The following is a 2,397-nucleotide window of genomic DNA, read 5'->3' as shown; positions in this document are numbered from 1 at the left end:
GTGGGCACTCGCCGGCGGCAACGTCAACGCCTGGTACAGCGCGCAGAGCCATCGGCTGGAGACCGGCATGTCGAGCCTGCTGCGAGCGATCCTCGCCGAGGCGCGAATCGATCTGCGGCTGAACTCGCCCGTCGCCGCCGTCTCCGACAACGGCGGCCAGGTTCGTGTCACCACCGAGGCCGGTGCGGTCTTCTCCGCCCGGACGGTGGTCGTGGCGGTGCCGGTGAACCTCTGGAAGACCATCCGGTTCACCCCCGGCCTGCCCGCGGTGCAGGCCATCGCGGCCGGTCAGGGCGTCGGCGTGCGCAATAGCCGCAAGCTCTGGCTGCACGTGCGCGGGGTCGCCGAGCCGGTGGTGGTCAACGGCGCGGAAGGCGACACGTTCATGACCGTGCTGTCCCACAGCATGGTCCCCGACGGCCAGATCATGCTGGCCCTGAACAGCCTGCCCGCGCTCGACGTGACGAACCGGGGAGAGATAGAGCGCGCAGTGCAGCGGGTCCTGCCGGAGGCGCGGCTGATCCAGCACCGTGCACAGGACTGGGGCGCGGACCGGTATTCGCTCGGCGGCTGGGCGCTGCGCCGCCCTGGGCAACTGACCGCACAGCTCCCCGCCATCCAGCTTCCTCACGGCCGGCTGGCGTTCGCCACCAGTGACATCGCCAGCGGCTGGGCGGGTTTCGTGGAAGGCGCCATCGAGTCGGGGTTCCGTGCGGCGGGTCAAGCGGGAGGGATCGTGCACGCCCTCGGTCACCGAGCCGGGTGAGACGTGGTGGAGCGGCCCGGCCGCTCCACCACCCCGGGCCGGGTCAGATCGCCGCAGGCTTGGGGAAGTACCCCCTCTTGGAAAAGAAGTCCACATACTTGGCCAGGAGGTCACCTGTCACCTCGGGGCAGGCGATCCCGCTGCCGGCGAGCGCGACCTCGGTCTTGCCGGTGTCGATGGCGGGATAGCCTCCTTCGCCGGCGAACCCGGCTTCGAACACTTCGAGCAGCGGAATCAGCGAGTTCGCGGGGTCGGCGCGGACGACTTCGCTCCACTCCTGGTGGTCCATTTCGGCGACTGGATGGCCCAGCGTCCGCAGGTGGTCGATCACCTCGGTGAACGGGAGAGCGCTGGGATTGGAGAGGTTGAAGGTGTCCCCCACTGCGCTGATCCTCTGCGACAGGTACAGGATCGCCGCGCTGACGTAGTCGACCGGAGTCGGGTGGAAGTAGCTCGCCGAGTTCGCCGGGATCGCTTTCGCTTCAAGGATTCCGCGAATGCTGAGCCAGACGAAGTCCTGGGTCTGGCACGCGCCGTTGACCTGGTCGCCGGAGACGACGTCGACCCGGTAGATCGAGACCGGCACACCGCGACGACGGGCGAGGCCGAGCACGGCTTCGGCCACCCACTTCGCCTGGCGGTACCCGTTCGACAAGGTCTCCGGCGGTCCGGTGGGGTCGTCCACCGACAACCGGACGCCCTCGGCAGGCCGCTGCGCGTAGACGCCGGTCGAAGAGACGTAGTGCACCGGGACGGTGCGGTGCCGGGCCGCCAGCCGGAGCACCTCCTCGGTGCCCGCAATGTTGGCCGGCTTGAGCGTTTCGTAGGGATAGAGCCAGTTCACGCTGGCGCCCGCGTGATAGACGACGTCGATCACGCGGGCGAGCTCGTCGAACAACGATTCACCGAGTCCCAACGCCGACTCGGCCAGGTCGCCGACGACGACGTCGACTCGGGCGAGGTCGACGTCCGGCCGCGTCTCATACCACTCCATCGCCTCGATCAGTCGTCGGAGGGCGTCGGCCTCGTCCTTGCCCCGGACGAGGCAGTGAACCCGGGCGGAGGTGGTCCGCAGCAGGTCGCGCAGGAGGAACGACCCGAGGAATCCGGTGGCCCCGGTGAGAAACACGTGCGCGGGCTCATGGGTGAGATGGGCGGGCCCCGCGGCCGTCACGTCCGGCGCCAGCCGGACTTCCGCGCCGAAGTCGACGGTCTCCGGTACGTCCCCCGGAGTGCCTACCAGGGCGGCCAGCAGCCTTTCGGCGAGGGCGACCGGAGTCGGGTGGTCGAACACCACCGTCGCGGGCAGCCGCGTGGCGACCGCTCCGCTCAGCCGGTTGCGCAGGTCGACGGCGGTGAGGGAGTCGAACCCGATGTCCTGGAACACCTGCCCGACACCGATCGGGTCCTCCGCGCCCCGGCCCAACGCGGCCGAAGCGTGTTCGACGACGAGACCGACCAGCAGAGCTCGGCGGGCACGCTCGTCCAGGCCGGCGACGGTGTCCAGCAGGGCGGTGCCGGGCCCGGCGGCTTTCGTCGCCGCGGCCGGCCGGAGCCGGGTCCTGGTCAGACCCCGCATCAGTGCGGGCTGGGTGGGGTGTGTCCGCGCGGCCGCCAGGTCGACGGGCAAC

Annotated in this window: 2 protein-coding genes; one reads left to right on the top strand and one right to left on the bottom strand. The window is 70.3% G+C overall.

The window, feature by feature from the left end:
* Nucleotides 1–766: flavin monoamine oxidase family protein (locus tag VFG33_RS27460; protein WP_325055859.1), on the top strand; the 766-nt coding region annotated here is incomplete at its 5' end.
* A 43-nt stretch (nt 767–809) separates the two neighbouring features.
* Here VFG33_RS27460 and VFG33_RS27455 read toward each other — a convergent pair.
* Nucleotides 810–2,397: thioester reductase domain-containing protein (locus VFG33_RS27455; protein WP_325055858.1), on the bottom strand; the 1,588-nt coding region annotated here is incomplete at its 5' end.

Source organism: Kribbella sp. (assembly GCF_035687465.1).
In the GTDB taxonomy this organism is placed as follows: Bacteria; Actinomycetota; Actinomycetes; order Propionibacteriales; family Kribbellaceae; genus Kribbella.
The sequence above is the reverse complement of the archived record's forward strand: the minus strand, read 5'-3'. Positions and strand labels throughout refer to the sequence as shown.